Below are 25,001 nucleotides of genomic sequence, written 5' to 3'. Positions count from 1 at the left end.
GTCCGATGCCGCTCCCCCGGCGCTGCCGCTAGTCCGGCTTGGCCACGAACACCTGCGTCGGGCTGTGCGTCAGGTAGCCGGCGGCCCAGGACGACAATGCCCGGATCCTTTGGCGCACGCCCGGGAGCAGCGCCAGGTGCACAACCAGCCATGAGGCGAAGGCCGGCGGCCCCTGCACCTGGATGCGCTTGCGCCCGAGCTCGGCCACCGCCGCGCCGCGGCCCACCATCGCCATGTATCCCTTGTCGCTGTACCTGAACGGCTGGCGGGTGCCGCCGGTGAGGTCGGCATGGATGTTGAGAGCCGCCCACTTGCCCGATTGCTGGGCGACGGATCCGAGCTGGGGCAGCTTGGCTCCGGTGTCATCGGTGATGTTGGCCGAGTCCCCCAGCACGTAGATCCCCTCGACGCCCGGTGCCCGCAACTCGGGGGTGACGTCGATGCGCCCGCCCTTGCCCTGCGCCAGGCCCGACTCGGCAATGATCTTCCCGGCCTGCAGGCCACCGGCCCACACCGTGATCCGCGCGGGGATGTCGGTTCCGTCGGACAGCGCCACCCCGTCGGGACGGACCTCGCCCACGCTCTGGCCCATGTGCAGCTGCACCCCGAGCTTCCCAAGCCGGGCCCGGGCGTAGGCCTGGGATTTCGGGGAAAAGGCGTTGAGCACGTTGGGCACCATGTCCACGAGATGGACCCGGCACCGGTCGGCAAGGGCCGGCGAGAAATATTTCGGCACGATGTACTTGATGTTCTCGGCCAGCGCTCCTGCGGTCTCCACCCCCGTCGGCCCTCCACCGACGATGACGACGTCCGTGGCGCCGGAACCTTCCCGCTCGGCAGTTTCCAGCGTCCGGGTGAGAGCGGTGCTCAGGCGTACGGCATCGTCGAGCGAGTACAGCGGGTAGGCGTGCTCCTGGGCTCCGGGGGTGTTGAAGAAGTTCGGGACGGCGCCGGCGGCAATGACAAGGATCCGTCCCTGGTACCGGGTGCCGTCCGCGGTGGTGACGGTGTGGGCGGCAGCGTCGATCGACGTGGCTTCGGCGGTGAGCACCCGCACGTCCCTGATGCGGCGGAATACCGAACGCAGCGGCCGGGCCACTGCCGAGACCCCTATTTGCGATGCCGCCACCTGGTAGAGCAGCGGCTGAAACTGGTGGTAGTTGTTCGCGTCGACGAGGAGCACTGAAATCCGCTTGCGGCCCAGCTCCCGGGCCGCGGCCATGCCGGCAAATCCGCCGCCAACCACGATGACCTGGTAAATGTCGTCCATACGAGCACCATACCCTCGGACACGTCCGCGTAACAGGTACATTCCGGCCCAGCCCGGGAACGTAAATGCTCCCCGTCCAGAGGTTCCCGATGAGCGCGGAACCCGGAACGGGGAGCATTTTCGCCAGTGGCCGCAGCGGCCCTAGTGGCCGGTTACATCCTTGGCAGCATCCTTGAGGTGTTCCCCGGCCTGCTTGGCCTTGGCTGCTGCTTGGTCCTTGGCGCCTTCCGCCTGCAGCTTTTCGTTGTCGGTGGCGTCTCCGACGCCTTCCTTGACCTTGCCGGCGGCTTCCTGCGCTTTGTTGCCAATCTTGTCGTCGAGACCCATCGGGGTCCTCCTTCGGTAGACGAAACGGGAACAATCCCGGCAGCTGGCCCGCATGCGGGCCAGCGCTGGGAACATCCAAACTATTTGATCGAAAGCCCGGTGGCAACAGTTTTGCATGCGTGCCGCCGGTCGCCTCGCCCGTGCCATCGTCCGCCGGGGCGCCGGGCCGTCCCGGCGGACGATTGCACGGGCTTCCACGCGATGAATCCGGGGCAAACAGACGGACGCGATGCCTTCGGGGCGCCCGGAATGATGGAGGGCCTGCCGATGGCCGGCAACCACGTGGCTGTCCGGTTCAACTTCCCCTGCACAAAGTCGACCGCTTTGCGGCACACTGGGTGCCATGGATGAAACGGACTCGGTGACCACCCAGAACTCGACGGTTGAGGACTGGACCCGCGCGCTGGCGCAATCGACGGGTTCACCGGGCGGCGGGGCCGGGACGGGGCTGATGCTGGCAGTCGCCGCGTCCCTGGCGTCGATGGTTGCCGGCTACACGGAACCCGAGGAAGACCTGCGGGCGGAACTCTCCCGCGTGCGGGAGCGTGCCCAGGCACTCCGCGAGGAGGCCCTGCGGCTGGCCGACCAAGACGCATCCGCTTCCTTGGCCTTCGGTGCCGCGTTCCGGTTGGAACCGGGAGCCGAGCGTGATGAGGCCGTGACCCGAGCTTCCGTGGATGCCGCGAAGTCGTCGGCAGTGTTGGGCCAGCGGGCCATCGAGGCCATCGACGCATTGGCATGGCTCGCGGTTCACGGCAATCGGGCACTCATCGCCGATGTCGTGGTCGCGTTCGGCTCCCTCAGGGCGACGGTCGCTGGGGCGCGCACCAACGTCAGTTTCGACCTCGCCGCGCTCACCTCCCATGGCAGCACCATGGAAGAGATCCGCGAGCAACACCCGGATCTCTGGGCCACGGTCACGGACCTCAATGCCGCCCTGGAGCGCATAGACAGCCTCACGGCTGAGATCGACCATCGAGCCGCTCCCACCGACGCTGCCCCATAGGGCAGGGAGAAAAACGCGAGCGCCCCACGTGGGCGCGTGTGAAAATGGTTGGTGGTTCGGCCCTGGCATCGCCATCAGGCATACCGACCGCGGGCACGGTCGTAGTTCGCCTGCATGGCGGGCCCACCCCGCGTGGGCACCGCTGCGAGTTCCAAGCGCACCATCGGGGTCGGGCCGATGCCGGTTGGCTCACCGAAGAACAACGGGGTCTTCCACAGCAGGCCCCGGGCTGCACCCACCGGGTTCCGGAGCGGCAATAGGCGGGTACCCATGCCAACAAACGATCCCGTCTTTCCCGACACCTACACCCCATTCCTCTCCGATGTGAAGGACCATGTCCGCGGCCCGGGTACGGGCCCCACTGGTCCTGAACAGCGCCCTCATTGACTTGTACTGGAATACCGGACCCGGATCCTGAACGAACAGAAACGCGATGGCCTGCAAAGCACGGTCATCTCCCGGCTGGCGGCGGAGCTGCGCCGGGAATTCCTCGAAATGACCGGCCTGTCGCGCACCGAACCTGCATTGCCTGCGCACGTTCGCAGCCGCGTGGACCGCCCGGCGGCCAAATTCCCCACAGGCTGTGGGACATTTGCCGGGGCGCCACATCCAGGTCCTGCTGGACAAGAACCTCCCGCTGGATTCCCGGGAATGGCACGCCGGAGCAGCCGCGGAACACCGGTGGTCCAGCAACGTGCCAATGAACAAGTCGCTGGAACGAGCCGGAGCCGCACCGCCCAACTTCGCTCGGCATCTGGCGGCACCGGAATCGAAGCTGGTGCAACAAATGGTCAGGCTGCGCGGAACCCGTCTGCCGGCGGCAAGGCGCGTTGAACCGCTCTTGTCCTTTGTCATCTAAGTTGAAGCATTCTCAACTAAATTGACGCATTAGGCCGTCAGATGGCATTTCAGTTGACGCATCCTGCCTATTTTTGTCGCTACAGGTGAAGCATTGCGCTGATTCTTGTCACCACAGTTGACGCATCTTTGTTACTGGTGATGCATTCTCGCCCCATTGTCATTTACGGGACGCCAGAAATCTTGCGGTCACAAAGACACTGGTCAACGATTGGTTTGTCCGTTTGAGGACCGGCTTAAGGGACGGGGCCCTGCGATACGTCTTTGAATTTCAACCCAATGCAGGATCCTTGAAGATGCCCGACATGAATGCCGAAAGGATGAAGCGCGCAACCCCTGCTGAATCGTCTTGCCCACGGAAAAGATGTAAATTTTCCATGGACTGTCCGCTGTTCGATGGGCAGTATTCTAGGAGGACAACTTGGCAAGGTATTCAGGCCGTGGACTGTGGCATTTTCTTGACTCACCGGCAATTCTGGCAACAACCTCAAAGATGGGTTTCGGTTGGCACGGGTTGGACATGCAGCATGGCCTGTGGAGTGAACCCCAAATAATTTCCGCTCTTGCTGCCGCGCCAAGTGGCAACATCGCCGTGCGGCTTCGAAGCGGAAGCTACGCAGATATCGGGTTTGCTCTCGATGCAGGTGCCACCCACATCATGGTCCCCATGATCAATACGGCCGAAGAAGCCCAAGAGGTAGCCCACGCGGCAAGGTACGCTCCACAGGGCGGGAGAAGCTGGGGACCGATGAGTGCGCTGTTCGGGGCGCCCGTGATTAACCCCCAAGAAGCGAACTCTCGAATTCACCTGTCGGCGATGATTGAATCCGCCGAAGGACTGGAAAACCTGGACGCAATCGTTGGTACCTCGGGCATCGACTCCATATTCGTGGGCCCAGTCGACTTGGCAATGAGCCTTGGAACGGACGTGGATTCGTTGCTCGCCGCCAAGGACTCCCCCCTTGGATACATAGCAAAAGCGTGCCATGACCACCATATTGAAGTAGGCGCTTTCGCCGGCTCGTCAGTCAGGGCCAGCGCCTTCGAAGCACTCGGCTACGACTGGGTGGCCACCGATACGGATATGGGGCTCCTGAAGGCCGGTGCCGCACAAGCCCTGGATGGCTGATTCTGCCGTTGAGGGGCGGGATTCCGGTTCCGCTGACCCGCTCAGCGTTCGTCATGACGGGACAGTCGGATTCCAAAGATCGCAATTTGCGGTTTGAGCGCGAGGGCAGGCAAGATTTTAAGATTTGATTCAATTGAAGTGACCAAAGTGGCCAAAATCGTGTCATTACAGTTGAATCAAAACCCTAGATTTCGGGCTTTTCGTTGTTCAACTTAGATGACAACGGACCGCTCTCGACTGGTTCTCATGTCCCGGATGGACAAGGCCGTCGAGCGGATGGCTATGCTGGATGGATGGCGACAGTTATTCTCGTGCGGCACGGCCGCACCAATGCCAATGCCGCTGGGCTGCTGGCCGGTAGGGCAGCGGGCATCAGTCTGGACCAAATCGGGATCGACCAGGCAGCTCGGGCCGGAGACCGGCTCGCGGCCGTGCCCCTGGTCGCGGTGGTGTCCAGCCCCCTGGAGCGTTGCCGGGAGACCGCCCGGTTCCTCCTCGAACGCCAGGCCGGCATCCCGTACGCGCCGATCGAACCGGATCTCATCGAGTGCGATTACGGCCAGTGGCAGGGCCGCACGCTCGAAGATCTCGCGACCGAGAAGCTATGGTCCGTGGTGCAGTCGCAACCCTCGGCCGTCACCTTTCCCGGCGGTGAATCATTGGCCGCAATGCAGGCCCGGTCGGTGGCAGCGATTCGACGCCACGATGCAGCCTTCGAAGCGGAGCACGGGCCAGGGGCAGTATGGGCTGCGGTGACCCACGGGGACCTCATCAAGGCCATCCTCGCCGACGCACTTGGCATGCACCTCGACCTGTTCCAGCGCATCAATGTGGGCCCCGCCTCCGTGTCCATCGTGCGCTATGGCGCCACCCGGCCGACCGTCCACGCGACCAACACCGACGCCGGGGATCTTTCGTGGCTGGCGAACAGCACCCCACTCGGCGACGCACCGGTGGGCGGCGGGGCAGGGCAGGAGGCGCCACGAACCTCCGGAGCCTAAGATGGTTACATGCCTACACGTGTTCACGAATTCATCTGGCCTGATCGGGTCATTGTCGGCACCATGGGCCTGCCGGGGTCGCGCACGTTCTACCTGCAGGTGCGGGCGGGGCGGCAGATCGTCAGTATCGCCTTTGAGAAGCAGCAGGCGGCCCTGCTTGCCGAGAAGGTCGATGAAATCCTCGACCAGCTGATGGCCCTCGAGGGCAACCCCTTCAGCGTTCCCGGGAGCACTCCCATTGAACTGGTCGACAACGACCAGCTCGAGGCCGTCCAGGAACAGTTTCGCACCGGGGCCATGGGCCTGGGTTGGGACCCCACGACGGCCCAGGTCGTCATCAAGGCCTACCCGATCACCGATGTCGATGACAACGATGACGAAGACGTCGAATCGCCCGAGGGAATTGACCCCGACGCGGACGAAATGCTGCTGGTGAGCATGCCGGTGGGCTCCGCCCGGGCATTCGCCAAGCGCACCCGCGAGATCGTGGCTGCCGGGCGTCCGATGTGCCTGCTCTGCGGCTACCCCATGGACGCCGACGGACACACCTGCACACTTCCCGAGAACTGATGCCGGCACCCGACCTGACAACCGCCGAGCTGACGCTCACCGGCCGCATCACCACGGCTTCAAATGCCACCTTCCTGGGCAGCATCGGCGACGCGGTGGTCGTCTACAAGCCAATGGCAGGTGAACAGCCGCTGTGGGATTTTCCCCACGGCGCCCTGGCCCACCGGGAGCTGGCAGCCTACCTGGTCTCGCAGGCCCTGGGCTGGAACGTCGTGCCGCACACCTGGCTGCGCGACGGCCCGCTGGGTGAAGGAATGGTGCAGCTCTGGCAGGAGCAAGATCCCGCCCAGAATGCCGTGGACCTGGTGGTTGCGGACGACGTGCCGAACAGTGGCTGGAAACATGTCCTTGAGGGCCGGGACGAGGAGGGGCGGAGGGTCGCCCTCGTCCATGAAGACTCGCAGGCGCTCAGGCGCATGGCCGTCTTCGACGTGGTCATCAACAATGCCGACCGCAAAGGCAACCACGTTCTTGCCATGGGGGACGGACACCGATACGGCGTGGACCATGGGCTCACTTTTCACAGTGACCACAAGCTGCGGACGGTGCTGTGGGGTTGGAGTGGAGCCTCCCTGAGCGCCGGGGAACTCGACGGAGTGGACCGTATCATCCAAGGACTGGACGGCCAGCTTGGACGCGACCTGGCGCCCTTGCTCACCGCCGAGGAAATCTCCGCGCTCGGCGCACGTTGCACGCGGTTGAGCTTGGCCCGGCGGTTTCCGGCTCCGAGCGGTGGGATGCCGGCGGTGCCCTGGCCGCTGTTCTAGGGAAAGAACAGTTGCCGACGGGACCAAGCACCTGTCGTCCTACGGACGCCGCAGGTGGGAAGCATCTAGATCCCTACAGGCAGGGAAATCCGCCATCGAAGGCCACACCGACAGGCAGCGCAACTCCCCCGATGTGATCCCCTGCGGCGCAGGACACAGGAATGCGTCCCCTGTGCGGCCTGCAGACCATCCTTGGCACCCCGGTCACGGGGCGGGATCGACGTTGGCCTTCCCGGGCCGGTACCCGGCGATTTCCGCCCTGAGGTCGCCTTCCTCGTGTCCGCCCTTCGCCTTGCCGAACGGCAGCGCCTTGAGCAGCGGGTGCACAATGGCCATGACGACGCTGCCCCAGATGATTCCGAGGATGGCCGAGCACAGGGTGTTCACGAGCCAGGCCAGGAAGCCGCCCACCGCGGGGATCGAAGCGAAAGGCTTCTCCAGGACATGGACCAGGTCGTAGGGTGCATGCCACCCGAGGTCGTAGGCACCCTGCAGCATGATGTGGCCACCCACCCACAACATGGCGATCGTCCCGACAAAGGTGATTGCGGCCAGCACGGCGGGCATGCCCTTGACAAGCGCCTCGCCGAAGCGCTTTGCGCCCGCGGAGTCCTTGGTGGCCAGGTGCAGGCCGATGTCGTCCATCTTCACAATCAGCCCCACGGCCCCGTACACGAGCACCGTGATGGCGAGCGCCACGACGATAAGGATGATGGCCCGCGAGAGCAGTGACTCGGTGGCCACCTCGTTCATGGAGATCACCATGATCTCGCAGGAGAGGATGAAGTCGGTCGTGATGGCGCCCTTGATGACCTTGGCCTCCGCCAACGGGCCGCGGTCGACCGCCGGGGACTTTTCCGCCTCATGGTGTCCGCGGAGCTTGTGCCACACCTTTTCGGCGCCCTCGTAGCAGAGGTAGGTGCCACCGGCCATGAGGATGAACGGAATGATCCCCGGGAGGAATGCGCTGACCAGCAACAGCGCCGGCAGGATGACCAGCAGCTTGTTGCGCAGTGAACCCCAAAAGATCTTCTTGATCATGGGCAGTTCACGGGAGGGGTCGGCACCGGAAACGTACTGCGGGGTGACGGCGGCATCGTCGATGACCACCCCGGCGGCCTTGGCTCCCGCCTTCGCGGCTCCGGCGGCGACGTCGTCCACCGAGGCGGCCGCGATGCGGGCCAGGGCCGCGACATCGTCCAGCAGGGCGACGAGGCCGCCGCTCACAGAGCGCCCCGGTGCTGCTCGAGGGCGGACGACTGGTCGTGGAAGGCTCGGTCAAGGCGCATATTTGGCATGTTCCGAGTATATGCGGGCGAGTCGGGCAGCGACGGGGGAAACGGGTGCGGCACTGCAGGGAGCGCATGGTGGGAATGCCCAGGGCGTGCATCGCCTCGCTGACCAGGTATTGACGGAGCATCGGACCGACCGTGGCAAATCCGTCGCCGCCGCGGGCAAACGGCGTTCGCCCCGAGCCCTTGAGCTGGATGTCCCGAAGACGGCCCTCGGCATCGGCAATCTCGCCGAGCAGGAGCGCCCGGCCGTCACCCCGCCTAGCCCGGCCTTTTCATGAAGCGGGGCGTCATTAAGTGCCTATAACGTCGAAAAGGTGAGCTGATCTGGGAAAATAGAGGTACCACACCTTTTTATCCACCAGAACAGGGCTCACCTTTTCGATGCTTAACGATACCCGTGTTTTCCCGTCCCTCCCGGCAGCCCCGACCGGCCAGTCGCTGGTTTCCCACGCCGGCCTGAACGTGCTCACCTCCTTCCTGGACGCGACCGGCTTCGGCGCCCTGTGCGAAGAGCAACTGGCCGGGTTCGTTCCCGAGACGGCCACCCACCGCCCGGGACGGGTCCTCGGCTCCCTGGCGGTGATGCTCCCCGACGGCGGCGAACACGTCTCGGACCTCGACACCCTGCGCGACAGCCCGGACCTGTTCGGCCCCGTCGCCTCCAACGCGACGGTCTCCCGCTTCGTGGAACGAGCCACCGAGGAGCCCGAGGCCTTCACCTTGGGCTTCGCCGCGGTCGCCAAGGCCCTGCGCTCCAGGATCTGGGAGGCCGCCGGCCCACGGAACCCCGCCACCCTGGCCACCAGGCTGGACCCGCTGATCATCGACCTTGACGCCACCCTCGTGGACGCGCATTCCGAGAAGGAATTGGCCACCGGCCATTACAAGCGCGGTTTCGGGCATTCCCCGTTCGTTGCCAGCCTCGACTACGGCAGGGGAAACGGCACCGGAGAGGTCCTGGCCGCGGAACTGCGGGCCGGCAACCAGGGTGCCAACAGCGCCAAGGACCACATCCGTGTGCTCGACAAGGCCCTGGCCCAGCTGCCCGACTCGATGCGCGACGAGCACGGGAAACTGCATGCCGACAGGATCCTGGTGCGCACCGACAGCGCCGGGGCGTCTCGCGAGTTCCTGAACCACCTGCACTCCCTGGGACTGCAGTTCTCCACCTCCTACACCCTGCCGGTTCCCAACGAGCGCTTCGTCCACTGGATCAATGACAAGGACCTCTGGGAGCGGGTCATTGAGCAGGACGGGTACGAACGCCGCGACGCGTGGGTCATCGATGCAACGAAGGTCATCAAGCTGCATGGCTACCCGGCAGGAACCCGTCTGTATCTCCGGGCCGAACCCTTGCATCCCGGGGCCCAGGCCTCCATCTTCGACGTCGACGGGCACCGGGTGACCGCGTTCCTGACCAACGCCCCGCGCTGGAACGTCGCGTTCCTTGATGCCCGGCACCGCGCCCGGGGACGGTGCGAAAACCGCATCTGTGAGACGTGGCCAAGGTTCGCCTTCTGTCTGGTGCTCGACCTGACCAACCATTACTTCAACGTCCGCAAGCACTCGCTGACGAATCCGGATGAAGTTATGGAAGGGCAAAATTGCCAATGGGGTACCGGTGTCCAAGCATCCCATGTCAGCCTCATCACGCTTCAGCGAGGCCTCAGGGTATAGTGTGAACCAGAAAATTGTGCCATGCTATTACCTGATAGGTAACGAGGGATTATCTTGAAGTTGCTCTATCAGACGCCCGAAGTAGCGAAACTATGCACAAATAATCGAGAAGCAACCAAAGTGCTTGGCGATGTCTGCGTCAAATATCTCAGCGACGAATAAAGCAGGTCGAGTCCGCCATAGCCATCGATGACCTCTTTCAGGGACCCGGAAACTGGCATCCCCTCAAAGGAGACCGTAAGGGCGAGTTCGCAGCCAGCCTCCAGGGAGGTTGGCGGTTAATAGTGACCTTTGACAGCAGCAGCCCGAACGGACTGATTGCTCGGCTTGAAAGTATCGAGGATTACCACGATGGATAACAACGAGGAGGGCAAGGTGACTGACTATGTATCGGCCGATTCCGACTATGCCGTCCCAACCGGTGAATTCATCGAGGAATGGCTCGAAGAAAACAATATGTCGCAGGCCGAGCTGGCACGCCGACTAAATGTATCGCCAAAGCATGTAAGTAAGTTGATAGCTGGCGCGCGCCTCACTGAGACTGTCGCCATGAAATTGGAGCTTGTCACTGGCGTTCCGGCAAGGATCTGGCTCAGTTACGAAGCAACGTATCGCGCTGATATCGCGCGTCTTGGTCTTGAAGCCGAACTCGCGGCCGAGAAGGACGTAGCAGCACTATTTCCGGTCAAGGAACTCCGACAGATGGGCATCATCACGGAGACTATGCGTCGGCCAGGGATTCTACTCATGCAGCTCATGGGATTCTTCGCAGTTGGTTCTTTAGAAGGCTTAAAGTCGCGAGCCCAGCCACTAGCCGCATTTCGCCAAGACGCTGCACACCCTGTGGACCCCGCTGCCGTGCAGGTATGGCTTAGGCTCATTGAGCTCGAGCTCGCCAGCCTAGACGAGTTGGAGAGCCGTTACAACAGAGAAGCATTCCTCGAGTTGCTACCTGAAATTCGCGCACTGTCACTTAAATCTCCCGAAGAGTACGGTTCACTCATTCCGCAGATGCTGGGGGACGTTGGGATCCGTCTCATCTACAAGAGCGAAGTCAAAGGCATCCGCGCTTATGGGGCGACCCAGTGGATTGGCGGCCATCCAGTCATCACCCTGACCACGCGAGGAGCTGATGACGGGAAATTTTGGTTTACGCTGTTCCACGAGTTCGGCCATGTCTTACATCATCCTCACAACGAACTTTTCATTCAGAATCAGGACGGCGACGGCGGATCGATATTGGAGGCCGAAGCCGATGGCTTTGCTTCCGATTATTTGATCAAGCCGGGAATGGCCAAACGCCTCGGCAGTCTTCGTTCGCTTCAAGAAGTTAGAGAGTTTGCCGCTGCCATAGGTGTTTGCCCGGGCATCATTGTGGGTCGGATGCATCATGACGGAATATGGCCCTACCAAAATGGGCGCGGCCTCTATAAGCGCCTGGCAATCAACGACGGTGACGAATAGACGAGCATTCCGGCCAACCATCGTGCTGAGGGCCGTTCCAGACAGGAGGCCGTTCGTTCTTGCCCACACGGCCAAGGCGATGGAGAAGTTCCCGGCCGGAGTCATGCACCAGGAGAAGGCACTCGAGCTTGACGAGGTCGAGGCCCTGCGCGCCGAGAACGTTGCGGAAAAGGCCGCCGACACACACCGAACACTGACTCCAACAGCTCACCGATTCTGGCGGCCGCCCCATCGTTGGGGTGGCCGCCAGTTGCTGTCTCCCGCCAGATCGGGCATTCCGATGTCAACGGTACCGCCGGCGGTCCGTCAGTTTTCGTTGTCGTGCTTGGTGCGGAGCCATGTGTCGATATGTCTATCGTCACGGTTAAAAGCCGAGAGCTACCACGGATTGCCGGTTTGGGAGAAATCCCGGGACCACGCCCGCGACCCTTCGGCGAGCCGCTGGGCTCCTTCGTCCTACGGGATCAAGCGGCTTGCGGTCCGCACTGCGGAGACGACGTCGAGGATCCCGCGGGCGGTCGTGGCCGCGTCCTCCCGGTCCGAGAGCAGCGACGTATGGGTGGCCCCGTCGATGACACGGTGCCGGCTGTTGGTCGACAGCGAGGCAAGGGCTTCCTGCGAAGCGGCCCAAGTGGTCGCACTGCCTGTGCCTGCCGTCAGCACGACCAGCGGCTTGTCGGCGAAGTCCGTCAGGGCTGCGGCCTGCTGCGCCGAGGATCCCGCGCGGATGTATTCGTCGATCGTGCTTCGTGCCTGGCTCGCGGTTGCCCCGTCGGACAATCGGCCGAGGCCGAGTCTGGAAGCGCCCGCCACCAGCGCGGAGAGACGGTTCATGGTGGTCTCGGAGCCGGGGCGGGTAGCCTGCACCGATTCCTGTTTCGAGGCCGGTGCGGTCGAGTCCACCAGCACCAGTCCCGCCGTTTCGTGCGGGTAGCGGGCCGCGAAAGTCAGTGCATACAGGCCGCCGAACGAATGCCCGGCCAGCACGTACGGTCCCGGAACGTTCCCCCGCTGCAGCAGGGTGTGGAGGTCGGTCGCGACCTGCGCACCATCCTGCGGGGTGGCCGCCGGTTCGCTCCATCCCTTCCCGGCCCGGTCGTAGACGCACACCCGCGTCGCAGCGGCTACATGCGGTGCGACCAATGCGAGATCCGATGACATGAGGCCGGCGCCCGGTTCAAGCACGACGGTTGGACTGCCCGAGCCGGTGCAGTTCAAGTACAAGCGGTGTCCGCCCACGTCGACCAACTGTCCCTGGACCGGCGAAGCCCCTGCATCAACCACTGCGCGCACCGTTTCATAGCCACTGCCCAACGAGGCCAGGGCCAGCAGTGCGATCACCGGGTAGAGCATCATACGCCCGATTCGGCTGCGTAGCTGCCGACGGGCTTGGAGGAAAATCCACACCGCCGCGGACAGCACGGCCGGTGGCCATGCCCAGGCAAGCGCTTCGCGCATCGGGGATCCGAACACCAGCAAAAGCAGACCGCCCAGGCCCATGATCGAAGCCGGGACCACCGCCCACTTCTGCGGCTGGTCCGTGAATTTTAACGAAAGCACAGCCAACATCGCCCAGCCCAGGGCAAGCCCCGACAGCACTGCGCCGACCATGCTGCTTTCGGTGGCCGGAATGATCGAGGCGGTGGCCAGCAGCACGGCGGCGAGGACGCCTGCGATCAAGGATCCGGCCACGATCCAAGCGATAGGTCCCCTGCGCATTGGGCCAGTACGCGGAAGACGGTCTTCGTCCTCGGATCGGCGGCTCTCGGGGATGGCAGTCGGCTGGTGTCCGCCTACCGGTTGTTCGGGGGAAAAGGGAGTGCTGCTGCGGCCGTTGCCCCCTCGTGTCGAGTTCCGGGCGGCCAAGGGCAGGCGTGGTTTTGCAGGCGGTAAATCCGACTGTGCGGAAGTGGCTGAAGTTCCTAGGTTGATCATGATTCAAGTCTCCCCAGCCTGGGCAGCTGGCGGGAGCGGCAAAAATGACCAGTATGAAAAGGATCCTGCAGCTATCAAGGCTCCCGTCTCGACGGCCCGGCGTACAGTGGCCATATGCACCGTGTCGTTGCACTGGCCCTGCCGGATGTCGTCGCTTTTGACCTGGCCATCCCGGCGCAGGTATTCGGCCACGAGGATGAGCGCCAGCTGTACTCGTTCGCGGTGTGCGCCCCAGAACCCGGATTGGTCAAGACCACGACGGGCTACGCCATCCACGCGGCCGAAGGTCTCGAAGCCCTTCTGTCAGCCGACACCATCGTGGTGCCAGGATTCAGCCCGCTCACCGACCCGCCTCCCGAGGTCTCCAGCGCCCTTCGCGGCGCCGCGGCGAAGGGAACCCGATTGGTATCCGTCTGCACGGGGGCGTTTGCGCTGGCGGCCGCCGGGCTGCTGGACGGAAAGCGCGCCACCACTCATTGGAGGAACGCGGAACACCTGCAAACCCTCCATCCGGAAGTTTGCGTCGACGCCGGCGTGCTGTACATCGACGAGGGCGGTGTCAGCACCAGCGCCGGCGTCGCGGCCGGAATCGACCTGTGCCTGCACCTGGTCAGGACGGACCACGGCACCGAGGCAGCCAACCGCATCGCCCGGCGGATGGTCGTTGCACCCCATCGCGAGGGAGGGCAGGCACAGTTCATCGAACGCCCGGTCGCCCCGCCCTTGACCCATTTCGCCGAAACGTGCGGCTGGGCCCTTCACCACCTGGCCGAGCCGTTGAGCGTTCACGACATGGCAACCCACGCAGGCTGGGGGTCGAGCAGTTTTGCGCGAAAATTCCTGGCAGTGGCCGGCATGACACCCATGCGCTGGCTGACAAGCCAGCGGCTTACGGAGGCATGCCGCCTGCTCGAAACAACCAACCTGACCGTGGGGGCAATTGCCGCCCGGACCGGCTTGGGAACCTCGGCCAACTTCAGGCTGCATTTCACCCGTGAATTCAACACCACGCCTTCCAGTTACCGCCGCGTATTCGCGGATCGGAAACGGCCAGGGATGACGTCTCAATCGCCGGAAAGGGAAATCCTGGCGAAGCCTCGATGACCATCCTTGCCAAGGCCATCGTGGCCGGTTCCCTCCCGGCACGATGCGATTCCTAGCCCTGGGTGACTTCCAGCGAGAACTCGATGAATCCGGAATCCTCCACGGCAACAAAGCCCAAGTTCGGCGCTTCGACGCCGAATTCCGCCCAGGTCGTGGGTATCTGGCCAACCAGTTTCGCAGCTCCGTCGCTGAAAGCACTCTGTACGTTGGCCTCGACGGACACGGTCTGGCCGTTGAGCGTCAAATCACCGGTGATGGGGATTGTCCGGGTCTCCCCCTCGAGCGTTGCGGACACGTCGACGGGCTCGGTCAGCGTGAATCTCGCCTCGGGGAATCGCGACGTATCGATCGCCGAGGTGCGGAAGTACTGATCGCGCCGGCCTGAGTCCGTGGTGATGGTTTCCACCTTGAGGACGAGATCCGCGGCCGTGAGCCGATCGTCTTCGACGGTCAATGAGCCGCCGACGTCTTCGGTGCGTCCCGTGACGGTCACGTCTGCACCGTTGAGTACCTCGTTGAGCCTGTACCCGGCGAAGGATCCGGAACCTACGGTCCAAGTCCCGTCACGGTCGGCAGATGTTGATGCCGCGCTCGCGTCCCCCGCACCATTGGACGCCGCGCTGCTTGGCATCGCAGACAAAGTCGGAACGGCATCGGCCTGGGCGGAGACGTTGGCGGCGTAGATGCGGCTGCCAATGAATACACCAGCGATGATCACCGCGACCGCAATGGCGATGATCCACCTCGGTCTTTTCTTCCGGGCGTTGTTCTTGGGATGGGGCGATGCGGGCTGGTCGGCCATGGAGTCTCCTGATCGATCGCGTCATCTTCCGGCGAACTTTGGTTGATCATTGAATTGTTTCATCATCTGGGGCGCTGCAAAGCGAATAGTGCGGTAATCCCGCAAAGTTCACCAAAGACGCACAGGCCACAAAAAGGGAAGCTTGGTATCTGGAGGGATGATCGGTGGAAAGCTCAGGAAAGTCCCGCATGGCGTGCCATTCCGCTTGGCGAGAGTACTCGTTCACTCGCGACCTCAGCGGCGTATACCGGTTCACTCTAACTGCGATGGGACAGTCCAATGACGGCAGCGATCTGTACGTTGTTCTGGCTGATGCAAAGGCTCTGTGCGGTCCCCCGGCCTTGGCAAATTAACGAACACACAGAGGAATTCATACCCGTTACCCGACCCGGGCGATCTCACCGGGCATATTCCAGCAGCCAATTGGTGACTCTCCGTCTACACTTCCCACTATGAACATTTCTTATTGAATGCAAAGACATATGTAATCAGCTCAATTACATGTCGACGGATGGCACGCGCCTTCCCTAACGGCTCCGCCCGGTTTGACCGCATGGCCAGCAGCCCCTTCTTCGATGCGCAACGATGGTGCGCTTGTAAGCCGTTCCAAACGAATCCATGGTGCTCAGCTACTCGGATTCCGGCAATGATATGTTCCAGCGGACAGCTCGCAAGGTATCTGTGCTCACAGGATCGACTCCACGCTATGGTTTCGAGGAACAGACAAGCCCGCGCAAATACCGTCCTCTGCGAAAGCATAAAAAAATTCCCCGGCGCCCTGTGACGGGAACCGGGGAATCTCAATCAAACCTAGTGCTAAAAATTAGCGACGCAGGCCGAGGCGCTCGATCAGCGAACGGTAGCGCTCGATGTCGGTGCCCTTGAGGTACGCAAGCATGCGACGACGACGACCAACCAGGGCCATCAGGCCGCGGCGGGTGTGGTGGTCATGCTTGTGCATCTTCAGGTGCTCCGTCAGATCCAGGATGCGACGTGACATCACGGCAATCTGGACCTCCGGCGAACCGGTATCGCCTTCGCTGGTGGCGTAGGCCTTCATGATTTCCTGCTTGACAGCGGCGTCTAATGCCACAATAACTCCTAGAGTTGTACCGCGTTTCAAAACACCGTCACCGGCAGGTGCACTCGCAACCGCGGACTGCAGCGGGCACCGCAGAAAAGTCTACCAAGAACTTGGCCCCTGGCGGCACGCCTCGAGACGCAAGGCACATGCACTGCGGCCCGCAGGTACCGGTTCACGCCAAGAAAATGCTTGCGCTGATACGGTCGTTTCCTGTCGAGTTGCCCGGCTTCTCTGGCCACTGGCCTCTTGGATGCCTAGGGTGAAGGCATGGAATCAAGGCCACGAGGTACACAAGCCGGTGACCGGGTTGCAGCCGAGCCCAAGAGCTGGAACATGGTTCCTGAGCGGAAAAATGCCGCATGCCTGCCCTCCATTGGCCCGGGCCGCTAGCCATGCTGGCCTCCGACGAGTTCAGCGAAGGACAGCTCAATCCCGCCAATGCACCTCTCCCCGGTGTTGAAAACCCATCGGGCGGCCTGATCGCCAACCTGCCGCCGGCCTCCTTTTCCTTCGTGATGGCCACCGGAATAGTCTCGACAGGCTTGGACCTCTACGGCGCGCCCGTGCCGGCATTGGTACTTTTCATCATTGCGGTGCTCGCCGGGATCGTGCTCGCCGCGGCGACCTTGTTGCGATTGATCGGCACGTTCGGCAGGGTGGTGCGCGATGTCCGAAGCCCCGGCCGCGCCTTCGGATTCTTCACCATCGTGGCCGCCGCCAACGTGCTTGGCGCGCGATTTGAGATGTACGGCTGGATCACCACGGCCTTGGCCATGGCCGTGGTGGGTGCCGTCGTGTGGGTGGTGCTCAACTACACGCTGCCAACGGAGTTGCTGGTCGCGGAGCGCAAGAACCCCATCATCGCGGAAATCAACGGCAGCTGGTTCCTGTGGGTGGTGGGAACCCAATCCGTTGCCGTGGCCGCAGCCATGGTGGCCCGCTTGGGCGGATCGGAGCTGCTGGCCGCTGCCGCCGTGGGGCTGTGGGGAGTCGGCGTGATGCTCTACCTGATTGTGGCCACCCTTGTCACGATACGTCTGCTCACCCACCCCGTGGACCCGGCATCCCTGAGCCCCACCTACTGGATCTACATGGGTGCCACCGCCATCTCGGTGCTGGCCGGTTCCCGGATCCTGCTGCTGCCCGCGCAGATGCCCATCCTGGAAACCGCGGGACCGGCCGTTGCCGGAATCAGCTTCATCCTGTGGGCCCTGGGCCTGTGGTGGATCCCGTTGCTGCTGCTCTTCGGGATCTGGCGGCACGTGCTGCGGCACCGGCCGTTGCGCTATGAAATCAGCCTGTGGAGCATCGTCTTCCCGCTGGGCATGTATGCCAGCGCCAGCATGCTCTTTGGCACCGTCGAGGGGCTCGACTTCATGGTGGGCCTGGGCCGGATCATCATTTGGGTGGCGCTGCTCGCCTGGCTGGCGTCCTCCCTCGCCATGGCCCATGCGGCATTCTCCTGGCTGCGCCGCCGCCGGGGCCTCCGTGGCACGCGGCCGGGCCCCGCAGTGTCCTGACCTCACCGGCCCGGTTCCGTGGCACGGCAAGTCCCCTTCCTCGCGCTGCTTACTTGGGGCGGCGCGGGATCGTATCGACCTTGTCCCACCCGCGCCGGTGCGCCCGCGAGCCCTCGTGCGCGTCGCGGCTGCGATACACGATATAGGGGCGGAAGAGATAACCCACCGGTGCGGTGAACACGTGCACCAGGCGGGTGAAGGGCCACAGCGCGAACAGCGCAATGGCGGCAACCGCGTGGAACTGGAAGCTCAGCGGTGCACCGACCATCAATTCCGGCTGCGGGTTGAAGTAGAAGATGCTGCGGAACCAGACCGACACCCCTTCCCGGTAGTTGTACTCCCCCGCCACCCCGGAGACGGTGTTGACCAGTCCGCCCAGGATCACGATTCCGAGCACGAGGTACATGACCTTGTCCATCACGGTGGTTGCCCCCATCACCGCCTTGGTGAAGCGGCGCCGGTAGAGCAGTCCAAGGAATCCCACAATCGTGAAGACCCCGGCAACGGCGCCCACCGAGACGGCCATGAAGTGGTATGCCCCGTCCGAAATGCCCATTGCATCCGTCCAGCTCTTGGGGATGCCCAGGCCCATGACGTGGCCAAGGAATACTGCCAGGATGCCGAAGTGGAACATCGGGTTGGCCCAGCGCAGGATGCTGCTCTCGTACATCTGGCTCGAGCGCGAGGTCCACCCGAACTTGTCATAGCGGTATCGCCAGATGTGCCCCAGGACAAAGACCGTCAGGCAGATGTAGGGGAAAATCAGCCACAGGAACACTTGCCATCCGTTATCCATCACACGCCTCCTTGAATCGGTGCCAAATCCGGCATTCCATAGGTGTCCAGTCCGACCTGTTCGTCCGCGGGCCCCTCGGCAATGAGCCGTGCCACGATCTCGTGGTCCGTGCCCTTGAGCCCCGGGAGGGTGGAACAGACCGATTCGACCGCCCCAGACCATGGCGAGTCGGTCTCGCGCAGGTGAAGGCGTAGCAGTTCCAAGCCGGCCCGGTTGTCCAGGATGATCTTCAGGCCCGCCTTGGCATCGGTGAGCGCGCCGAATTCCAGGACCACGCACAGGTGGTCCGGCAGCTGCTCCGGGGCCAGTTCCAGGCCGGCCCGGGCGTAGACCTGCTTGATGCGCAGCAGCGCCAACCCCCGCTTCCTGGTCTCGCCGTTGGAGAAGTAGGTCAGGAACAGGCATCCGCGCCGACGGGTGTCGAAGGTGTCGACGTATTGGCTCTGGGTGTCCGCCACCCCTGGCCGGCGCAGGTATCGGATCGTCTCGAGCAGGCCCGCCCCGATCTTGGCCGGCAGGGAAGCGGCGACCTCGTCGAGCAGGTCCAGGCGCAAGAGCAGCAGCTCGTCGGGATAATCCAGCAGGATGGAGGCGCACTGCCAGGCCGCGGTGATTTCCTCCGAGGTGTACTTCAGGGCCGGCACCTTGGGCGTCACGGGGTGGCTCCCGGGGCAGGCGGCGTGCCGGGGAACAGCCCGGTGGGCGTGCCCTGGCCGTTCCAGTTCAGCAGGTTGATGCGCACACCTTCGGGTCGGCCCGGGACATCCGGTCCCCCGCCGCCCGGGTCGGAACCAAAGGAATCATCCATGCCACCCATGCCGCCCATGCCCGGACCTCCCTCGACATCCAGCGAGCACTCCGTGGCGATGTTCTCCAGCTTGTGGGCGTCCTCGTAGTGGGCCGCCGGGATCACGTAGCGTTCCTCGTACTTGGCGATGGCCAGCAACCGATACATGTCCCGGACCTGCTGCCCGGTCATCCCCACCGATTCGGCGATGGACTCGTCGGGTTCCCATCCCATGTTGATGTCGCGCATGTAGGAACGCATGGCCGCAAGCTTGTGCAGGACCCGGTCCACCGGCACCGTGTCCCCCGCGGTGAAGAGCCCGGCCAGGTACTCGATCGGGATCCGCAGCTTGTCGATGGCCGCAAACAGGTTGTCCTTGCGCTCCGGGTCTTCCCCGGTCTCTCCGACCGCATCCACGACCGGGGACAGCGGGGGGATGTACCAGACCATCGGCATCGTTCGGTACTCGGGGTGCAGCGGCAGGGCAACCTTGAATTCGTTGATCAAGGCCCAGATCGGCGAGCGCTGGGCCGCTTCCACCCAATCGTCCGGAATTCCGGCCAGTTTCGCTTCACGAATGACCTCGGGATCCCGGGGATCCAGGAACACGTCGCGCTGGGCCTCGTAGAGACCGTGTTCATCCGTGGTGGATGCCGCCTCCAGCACCTTGTCGGCGTCGTAGAGCATCAGCCCGAGGTAGCGCAGGCGCCCCACGCAGGTCTCCGAGCAGATGGTGGGCTGGCCGATCTCGATGCGCGGGTAGCAGAAGGTGCATTTCTCGACCTTGCCGGTCTTGTGGTTGAAATACATCTTCTTGTACGGGCAGCCGCCCACGCACTGGCGCCAGCCGCGGCAGCGGTCCTGGTCCACCAGCACGATCCCGTCTTCCTCGCGCTTGTAGATGGCCCCGGTGGGGCAGGAGGCAACGCAGGAGGGGTTCAGGCAGTGCTCGCAGATGCGCGGCAGGTAGAACATGAAGGTCTGTTCGTATTCGAACTTGATCTTGTCTCCGACCTGCTTCAGGATCGGGTCGTTGTGCGTGTTCTGCGTCGACCCGGCCAGGTCGTCGTCCCAGTTCGAGGACCAGGTGATCTTGGTGTCCTGCCCTGTCAGCAGCGACTTGGGCCGCGCCACCGGCATGTGCTTCTGCGCCGGGGCGGTGGTCAGGTTGTCGTAGTCGTAGGTCCACGGCTCGTAGTAGTCCTTGATGCCCGGCATGTTGGGGGCCGCGAAGATGGTCATGAGGTTCTTCAGCCGTCCCCCGGCCTTGAGCTTGAGCCGGCCGCGCTTGGTCAGCGTCCAACCGCCCTTCCACTTCTCCTGGTCCTCGTAGGTGCGCGGGTATCCCTGGCCGGGACGGGTTTCGACGTTGTTGAACCAAACGTGCTCGGCTCCGGACCTGTTGGTCCAGACCTGCTTGCAGGTGACCGAACAGGTGTGGCACCCGATGCACTTGTCCAGGTTCATCACCATGGCCATCTGCGACATGACACGCATCAGTACTCCACCTTCTGGTTGCGGCGGCGGATCACGGTGACCTCGTCGCGTTGGTTTCCCGTGGGCCCCATGTAGTTGAAGGCGTAGGTTTGTTGGGCGTAGCCGCCGATCATGTGCGTGGGCTTGATCATCAGCCGGGTCAGCGAGTTGTGGTTGCCGCCGCGCTGGCCGCTGGTCTCCGACAGCGGCATGTCGATCAGCCGGTCCTGGGAGTGGTACATGTAGACGGTTCCCTCGGGCATCCGGTGCGAGACGATGGCCCGGGCGGTGACGGTGCCGTTGCGGTTGACCGCCTCGATCCATTCGTTGTCCTGCACCCCGATCTTTTCCGCGTCGATCGGGCTCATCCAGATCCCCGGCCCGCCCCGGAACAGCGAGAGCATCAGCAGGTTGTCCTGGTACTCGGAGTGGATGGACCATTTGTTGTGCGGGGTCAGGTAGCGCACGGTGACGCCCGCCGACGACGTGGAGCCGATCTCCGGTTCGTCGAACAGTGCGGTCATGTCCAAGGGAGGGCGGAAGGTGGGCAGCGACTCGCCCAGCTCGGTCATCCAGTCGTGGTCCAGATAGAAGTGCATCCGCCCGGTGAGGGTGTGCCAGGGCTTGAGCCGCTCGACGTTGATGGTGAACGGGGAGTACCGCCGTCCCCCGGATTCGGAGCCCGACCATTCCGGCGAGGTGATCACCGGCACCGGTCCGCGTTGGGTGTCGGCAAAGGTGATGCGCTTGCCCTCGTGTTCCGAGGCCAGGTCGTGCAGTCTGGTGCCGGTGCGCTTCTCCAGCGTCTTGAAGCCCTCGGTCGCCAGGCGCCCGTTGGTGGTGCCCGAGAGCATCAGGATCATCTCGCAGGCCTGGAAGTCCTTGAGGATGTCCGGGCGCCCGTGGGCCACGCCTCCGCGCACGACCCCGTTCTTCTTCTTCAACTCCTCGATCTCCGGTCCCAGCTCAAAGGTGATGCCCTTCGTGGTGGCGCCCAGGGTGTCCAGCAGGGGCCCGATCGATCGCATCTTCTCGCCGATTGCGGTGTAGTCCCGCTCGACCTCGATGATCTTGGGCATGGTGACGCCCGGCACGGGCTCGCATTCGCCATATTTCCAGTCCCGCACCTTCCCGTGAGGAGCCGCCATCGCGTCGGGGGTGTCGTGGGTCAGCGGTGCGGCGACCACGTCGGTCTGCGTGCCCAGGTGGCGTTCGGCCAGCTTGCTGAAGACCCGGGAAATCTCCTGCCAGGCATCCCAGTCCGTGCGCGCGAGCCAGGGCGGGGAGATCGCGGGGTTGAAGGAGTTCACGAACGGGTGCATGTCCGTGGTGGACAGGTCGTACTTCTCGTACCAGGTCGCCGCAGGCAACACGATGTCCGAGTGCAGGGTCGAACTGGTCATCCGGAAATCCAGCGTGGTCAGCAGGTCGAGCTTGCCGATCGGTGCCTTCTCACGCCACTTCACGTCCTTGGGCCGGAAACGCTCGGCTGTTTCCTTCGCCGTGATCGTGTGCGAGGCCCCCAGCAGGTGGTTGAGGAAGTACTCGTTGCCCTTGGCCGAGGAACCGATCAGGTTCGAGCGCCACAGCGAAAGCACCCGGGGAAAATTCTCCGGGGCGTCGGGGTCCTCCGCGGCGAAGGCCAGGCGCCCGGCCTTGAGCTCCTCGACCACGTAGTCCGCAGAGGTTTGCCCCTTTTCCCGCGCCTGGGCGCCGATGACCAACGGGTTGCGGTCAAAAGTGGGATAGGAAGGCATCCAGCCCAGACGTGCGGACTGGGCTATGACGTCGGCGGTCGTCTTGCCGGCCAGCTGGCCCTTGCCGGTCCGGGCGGTGAGCGCGTCCGCGCCGAACTGGTCGTAGCGGAATTGATCGGTGTGCAGGTACCAATAAGCGGTCTGCACCATGTTCCGTGCCGGCCGCATCCAGTCCAAGGCGTTGGCCAGCTGCGTGTATCCGGTCAGCGGACGGACCTTTTCCTGGCCCACGTAGTGGGCCCAGCCCCCGCCGTTGACCCCCTGGCATCCGGTGACAGTGGTCATGGTCAGGAAGGTGCGGTAAATGGTGTCGGAGTGGAACCAGTGGTTGGTTCCGGCACCCATCAGGATCATGGACCTGCCCTTGGAATCCTCCGCGTTCTGCGCGAACTCGCGGCCGATCCGCTCGGCCGCGGCTGCCGGGACCCCGGTGATCTTTTCCTGCCAGGCCGGGGTGTACGGGGAGTCGGCGTCGTCGTAGCCTGTGGGCCACTGCCCCGGAAGCCCGGGGCGTCCCACCCCGTATTGGGCCAGCAGCAAGTCAAAGACGGTGGTCACCAGCCGGCCGGCGACCCGGCGCGCCGGGACCCCGCGGCGGATGACTCCGATGTTGCCCTGGCCGGCGTCGAAGCGCGGCATGTCCACGCTCACGTTTTCATCGGCCTTGTCGATCAACGTGAGTCTCGGGTCGATGTCCCCCAGGTCCAGGTTCCACTTGCCCACGCCCGTTTCGCCGTAGCGGTGGCCCAAGGTGCCCGGGGGCACCACCAGGGAGTCGGTCGCCGCATCCACGAGCACCGCCTTGAAGGCCGCGTTTTCCTCTTCATGGGCGATTTCCGTGGTCAGGTCCTCGGCGGTGAGGAACTTTCCGGCCGTGAAGGTGCGCGCCCCGTCCGCGTCTTGCGCCTCGTCCAGGATGACCAGGAACGGCAGGTCGGTGTATTTCTTCACGTACCCGGTGAAGTAGGGGGTTTGCCGCTCGACATGGAATTCCTTGAGGATCACATGCCCCATGGCCATCGCCAGGGCGCCGTCGGTGCCAGGCTCGGCGGCCAGCCATTCATCGGCAAACTTGGTGCTGTCGGCAAAGTCGGGAGACACCACGACGACTTTTTGCCCCCGGTAGCGCGCCTCGGTCATCCAGTGCGCGTCGGGGGTCCGGGTCACCGGGACATTGGAGCCCCACATCATGAGGTATCCGGCATCCCACCAGTCCCCCGATTCGGGGACATCGGTCTGGTCGCCGAAAACCTGCGGGGAGGCGATCGGCATGTCGGCGTACCAGTCGTAGAAGCTCAGCATCGAGCCGCCGATCAGGTTCACGAACCGGGCCCCGGAAGCGTGGGAGACCATCGACATGGCCGGGATCGGCGAGAAACCGGCCACCCGGTCCGGACCCCACTTGCGGATGGTGTGCACGTGCGCGGCGGCGACGATCTCGACCGCCTCGTCCCAGCTGGCGCGCACCAGCCCGCCCTTGCCGCGGGCCCGCTTGTACCGCTGCGCGCGCTCCGGGTCCTCGGTGACATCCGCCCAGGCCAGCACCGGATCCTTCAGGCGCGATTTGGCTTCCCGGTACATCTCCAGCAACACCCCGCGGATGTACGGATAGCGCGTGCGGGTCGGCGAGTAGGTGTACCAGGAGAAGGAAGCTCCGCGCGGACAGCCGCGCGGTTCGTATTCCGGCTTGTCGGGCCCGGTGGTGGGGTAATCGACGGCCTGGGTTTCCCAGGTGATGATGCCGTCCTTGACGTACACGTTCCACGAGCAGGAGCCGGTGCAGTTCACCCCGTGGGTCGAACGGACCACCTTGTCGTGGCTCCAGCGGTCGCGGTAGAACGCGTCCCCGCTGCGCCCGCCGACCTTGAGCAGGGTGCGTCCGTCGGGGGACACCGCCTCCTTGCTGGTAAAAAACCTTCGGGTCTTGATCAAGGCGTCTGTCAGGCCGGAGTTCATGCTGGTGCCCATGGTGGTCCTTCTCCCCCGGTGCAAGAACGCCGGAATCGATCGGTGCCTATGCCCGAACCCAACCGGCAATTACCGGTGTGACCGGGCCCAGAACCTCGAATTCCCCTCACGGTAACACGGAAGGATTGAGACCACCATCACACCCGGCTTCTGCCCCGCGCATCCGCCTGCGGTTCCGGCCGGGAAACGCTCCGGCGGCACCCGGGAAATCTGCGCAGGCGGTACAGCCCGGGTCTCCGGGGCTTCATGGCGCAGTGGACCCCACTCGCGCCGAGGTCTGGGCTGCGCACCCTCGCCCATGACGCATGCAGGTCGATACCACCAAGATCTCGGCTCACCGAGCGACACTGCCCCGGCTCGCGGCTGAACCGGATTCAAGGAAGCGGGAGCGCCCTGGCACCGCCGCCC

The 25,001-nt window shown here is 63.9% G+C and carries 20 protein-coding genes and 2 pseudogenes; 10 read left to right on the top strand and 12 right to left on the bottom strand.

The window, feature by feature from the left end; translation table 11 throughout:
* Nucleotides 1–28: 28 nt before the first annotated feature.
* Together FPY90_RS20185 and FPY90_RS20180 are read right to left on the bottom strand one after the other, a co-directional pair.
* Nucleotides 29–1,270: an NAD(P)/FAD-dependent oxidoreductase gene (locus FPY90_RS20185; RefSeq protein ID WP_498682999.1), complete on the bottom strand. Its 1,242-nt coding sequence runs from the start codon at nt 1,268–1,270 to the stop codon at nt 29–31.
* Nucleotides 1,271–1,411: 141 nt separating this feature from the next.
* Entirely contained in the window at nt 1,412–1,597 is a 186-nt protein-coding gene (locus tag FPY90_RS20180) for a CsbD family protein (protein ID WP_071215688.1), read from the bottom strand.
* A 343-nt stretch (nt 1,598–1,940) separates the two neighbouring features.
* Between FPY90_RS20180 and FPY90_RS20175 the strand changes: the two genes are divergently transcribed.
* Nucleotides 1,941–2,603 carry a cyclodeaminase/cyclohydrolase family protein gene (locus FPY90_RS20175; protein WP_071215687.1) on the top strand — a complete coding sequence of 221 codons (663 nt, stop codon included), beginning with the start codon at nt 1,941–1,943 and terminating at the stop codon, nt 2,601–2,603.
* 74 nt (nt 2,604–2,677) lie between these two features.
* Here FPY90_RS20175 and FPY90_RS20170 read toward each other — a convergent pair whose 3' ends face one another.
* On the bottom strand, nt 2,678–2,875 hold the full coding sequence (locus tag FPY90_RS20170; protein WP_498682997.1) for a hypothetical protein: 198 nt from the start codon (nt 2,873–2,875) through the stop codon (nt 2,678–2,680).
* Between the two features lie 311 nt (nt 2,876–3,186).
* Here FPY90_RS20170 and FPY90_RS20165 point away from each other — a divergent pair, with 311 nt between their 5' ends.
* From FPY90_RS20165 to FPY90_RS20145, 5 genes are all read left to right on the top strand, one after another.
* Nucleotides 3,187–3,462 carry a hypothetical protein gene (locus FPY90_RS20165; RefSeq protein ID WP_498682995.1) on the top strand — a complete coding sequence of 92 codons (276 nt, stop codon included), beginning with the start codon at nt 3,187–3,189 and terminating at the stop codon, nt 3,460–3,462.
* A 420-nt stretch (nt 3,463–3,882) separates the two neighbouring features.
* A complete protein-coding gene (locus FPY90_RS20160) occupies nt 3,883–4,590 on the top strand; it encodes an HpcH/HpaI aldolase family protein (protein WP_083411358.1) in 708 nt (235 codons plus the stop codon).
* 293 nt (nt 4,591–4,883) lie between these two features.
* Entirely contained in the window at nt 4,884–5,591 is a 708-nt protein-coding gene (locus tag FPY90_RS20155; RefSeq protein ID WP_071215684.1) for an MSMEG_4193 family putative phosphomutase, read from the top strand.
* Between the two features lie 9 nt (nt 5,592–5,600).
* Nucleotides 5,601–6,161, top strand: a complete 561-nt coding sequence (locus tag FPY90_RS20150) for a DUF3090 domain-containing protein (RefSeq protein WP_071215683.1) — start codon at nt 5,601–5,603, stop codon at nt 6,159–6,161.
* On the top strand, nt 6,161–6,928 hold the full coding sequence (locus tag FPY90_RS20145; RefSeq protein WP_071215682.1) for an SCO1664 family protein: 768 nt from the start codon (nt 6,161–6,163) through the stop codon (nt 6,926–6,928). Before FPY90_RS20150 ends, FPY90_RS20145 begins: the two co-directional genes overlap by 1 nt.
* Before the next feature lie 204 nt (nt 6,929–7,132).
* Here FPY90_RS20145 and FPY90_RS20140 read toward each other — a convergent pair whose 3' ends face one another.
* Both FPY90_RS20140 and FPY90_RS20135 read right to left on the bottom strand, forming a co-directional pair.
* Nucleotides 7,133–8,155 carry a DUF808 domain-containing protein gene (locus FPY90_RS20140; protein ID WP_071215681.1) on the bottom strand — a complete coding sequence of 341 codons (1,023 nt, stop codon included), beginning with the start codon at nt 8,153–8,155 and terminating at the stop codon, nt 7,133–7,135.
* A gap of 127 nt (nt 8,156–8,282) precedes the next feature.
* A pseudogene (locus tag FPY90_RS20135) lies at nt 8,283–8,483 on the bottom strand (protein adenylyltransferase SelO family protein); the annotation flags it as partial.
* 121 nt (nt 8,484–8,604) lie between these two features.
* Between FPY90_RS20135 and FPY90_RS20130 the strand changes: the two are divergent.
* Both FPY90_RS20130 and FPY90_RS20125 read left to right on the top strand, forming a co-directional pair.
* Nucleotides 8,605–9,714 (top strand): annotated as a pseudogene (locus tag FPY90_RS20130) (IS1380 family transposase); the annotation flags it as partial.
* 537 nt (nt 9,715–10,251) lie between these two features.
* A complete protein-coding gene (locus FPY90_RS20125) occupies nt 10,252–11,364 on the top strand; it encodes an ImmA/IrrE family metallo-endopeptidase (RefSeq protein WP_498682993.1) in 1,113 nt (370 codons plus the stop codon).
* Between the two features lie 456 nt (nt 11,365–11,820).
* Here the strand turns inward: FPY90_RS20125 and FPY90_RS20120 are convergent, their stop codons facing one another.
* Nucleotides 11,821–13,083 (bottom strand): alpha/beta fold hydrolase, encoded by a 1,263-nt coding sequence (locus tag FPY90_RS20120; protein ID WP_498682991.1) that lies wholly within the window; start codon nt 13,081–13,083, stop codon nt 11,821–11,823.
* A 330-nt stretch (nt 13,084–13,413) separates the two neighbouring features.
* Between FPY90_RS20120 and FPY90_RS20115 the strand changes: the two genes are divergently transcribed.
* Nucleotides 13,414–14,403, top strand: a complete 990-nt coding sequence (locus FPY90_RS20115; RefSeq protein WP_498682990.1) for a GlxA family transcriptional regulator — start codon at nt 13,414–13,416, stop codon at nt 14,401–14,403.
* Nucleotides 14,404–14,455: 52 nt separating this feature from the next.
* On the opposite strand, the gene FPY90_RS20110 is transcribed toward FPY90_RS20115, so the two are convergent.
* Together FPY90_RS20110 and rpsO are read right to left on the bottom strand one after the other, a co-directional pair.
* Entirely contained in the window at nt 14,456–15,205 is a 750-nt protein-coding gene (locus tag FPY90_RS20110; RefSeq protein ID WP_071215676.1) for a YceI family protein, read from the bottom strand.
* A gap of 823 nt (nt 15,206–16,028) precedes the next feature.
* Nucleotides 16,029–16,298, bottom strand: a complete 270-nt coding sequence (gene rpsO / locus FPY90_RS20105) for a 30S ribosomal protein S15 (protein WP_071215675.1) — start codon at nt 16,296–16,298, stop codon at nt 16,029–16,031.
* Nucleotides 16,299–16,648: 350 nt separating this feature from the next.
* Between rpsO and FPY90_RS20100 the strand changes: the two genes are divergently transcribed.
* Nucleotides 16,649–17,809, top strand: a complete 1,161-nt coding sequence (locus FPY90_RS20100; protein WP_083411356.1) for a tellurite resistance/C4-dicarboxylate transporter family protein — start codon at nt 16,649–16,651, stop codon at nt 17,807–17,809.
* A 49-nt stretch (nt 17,810–17,858) separates the two neighbouring features.
* Here the strand turns inward: FPY90_RS20100 and narI are convergent, their stop codons facing one another.
* The 4 genes from narI to FPY90_RS20080 are packed head-to-tail and all read right to left on the bottom strand — an operon-like array spanning nt 17,859 to nt 24,593.
* On the bottom strand, nt 17,859–18,605 hold the full coding sequence (gene narI / locus FPY90_RS20095) for a respiratory nitrate reductase subunit gamma (RefSeq protein WP_071215674.1): 747 nt from the start codon (nt 18,603–18,605) through the stop codon (nt 17,859–17,861).
* Nucleotides 18,605–19,261 (bottom strand): nitrate reductase molybdenum cofactor assembly chaperone, encoded by a 657-nt coding sequence (gene narJ / locus FPY90_RS20090; protein ID WP_498682986.1) that lies wholly within the window; start codon nt 19,259–19,261, stop codon nt 18,605–18,607. The genes narI and narJ overlap by 1 nt, the downstream gene beginning before the upstream one ends.
* Nucleotides 19,258–20,889 carry a nitrate reductase subunit beta gene (narH, locus tag FPY90_RS20085; protein WP_498682984.1) on the bottom strand — a complete coding sequence of 544 codons (1,632 nt, stop codon included), beginning with the start codon at nt 20,887–20,889 and terminating at the stop codon, nt 19,258–19,260. The genes narJ and narH overlap by 4 nt, the downstream gene beginning before the upstream one ends.
* Entirely contained in the window at nt 20,889–24,593 is a 3,705-nt protein-coding gene (locus tag FPY90_RS20080; RefSeq protein WP_498682982.1) for a nitrate reductase subunit alpha, read from the bottom strand. Before FPY90_RS20080 ends, narH begins: the two co-directional genes overlap by 1 nt.
* Nucleotides 24,594–25,001 lie beyond the last annotated feature (408 nt).

Origin of the sequence: Arthrobacter sp. C2, from assembly GCA_024207135.1 — a bacterium.
Lineage (GTDB): Bacteria > Actinomycetota > Actinomycetes > Actinomycetales > Micrococcaceae > Paeniglutamicibacter.
The sequence above is the reverse complement of the archived record's forward strand: the minus strand, read 5'-3'. Positions and strand labels throughout refer to the sequence as shown.